The organism is Alcanivorax sp. HI0044, assembly GCF_001634945.1.
Genome location: NZ_LWEZ01001540.1, coordinates 1 through 961, shown reverse-complemented (window position 1 = coordinate 961; position 961 = coordinate 1). Strand labels below are relative to the sequence as shown.

The window sequence follows — 961 nt, the reverse complement described above, 5'->3', positions numbered from 1 at the left end:
TCAAGCTCTACCCGGCGGGTGCCACCACCAACTCTGCCAGTGGCGTTACCGATCCGGGCAAGATTACCCATCTGTACGAAGCCATGGAAAAGCACGATGTGCCGCTGCTGGTACACGGTGAGGTGACCGATGCGGAGATCGATATCTTCGACCGTGAAAAGGTGTTCATTGATCGTTACCTGAACACGATCCGCAGCCAGTTTCCGGCGTTGCGTATTGTGTTTGAGCACGTGACCACCTCGGAAGGCGTCAACTTTGTGCGCGAAGCCAACGCGCTGACCGCAGCGACAGTGACCCCCCAGCACTTGTTGATGAACCGCAACGATCTGCTGGTGGGTGGTGTGCGTCCGCACAATTATTGCCTGCCGATTCTCAAGCGTCGCCAGCATCAGGACGCCATCCAGAAAGCGGTGATTGACGGCCACAGTCGTTTCTTCCTGGGCACTGATTCCGCACCGCACGCCCGNAACAAGAAAGAAGCAGCCTGTGGCTGCGCGGGCTGTTACTCCGCGCGGGCGGCACTGCCGCTGTATGCGACCTTCCTGGAGCAGCACAATGCGCTGGATAAACTGGAAGGGTTCGCCAGCCACTTTGGTGCCGATTTCTATCGCCTGCCGCGCCACACCGACACCGTGACCTTGCAACGCAAGCCGTGGGAGGTGCCCACCATAATCGACGCCGCCGGGGAGCCGGTGGTGCCGTTCTTTGCCGGCGAACAGTTGCCCTGGTCGCTGGGCTGATTGCCGTGGAAGAACGGATTCCGGTGGTGGTGCTCACCGGCTTTCTGGGCAGTGGCAAGACCACACTGCTCAACCGTGGCTGAGCGAGCGCCGCGATGTAGCCCTGATCATCAACGAGCTGGGCGATATCGGTATCGACCAGCATCTCACCGGCACCGGGGTGTCGGTCTCGTTGCTGGCCGGCGGTTGCCTGTGCTGCGTGATTCAGGGTTCCCTGTCCA

General features: G+C 60.6%; 3 protein-coding genes. All 3 read left to right on the top strand.

The features are described 5' to 3' along the window. Nucleotides 1–740 (top strand): dihydroorotase (gene pyrC, locus A3730_RS23270; protein WP_063539065.1); only part of this gene is annotated, 740 nt, incomplete at its 5' end. Nucleotides 741–745: 5 nt separating this feature from the next. Further along, a complete protein-coding gene (locus tag A3730_RS33100) occupies nucleotides 746–823 on the top strand; it encodes a GTP-binding protein (protein ID WP_369819115.1) in 78 nt (25 codons plus the stop codon). Next, nucleotides 820–961: GTP-binding protein (locus A3730_RS33095; protein ID WP_369819114.1), on the top strand; the 142-nt coding region annotated here is incomplete at its 3' end. The genes A3730_RS33100 and A3730_RS33095, both read left to right, overlap by 4 nt.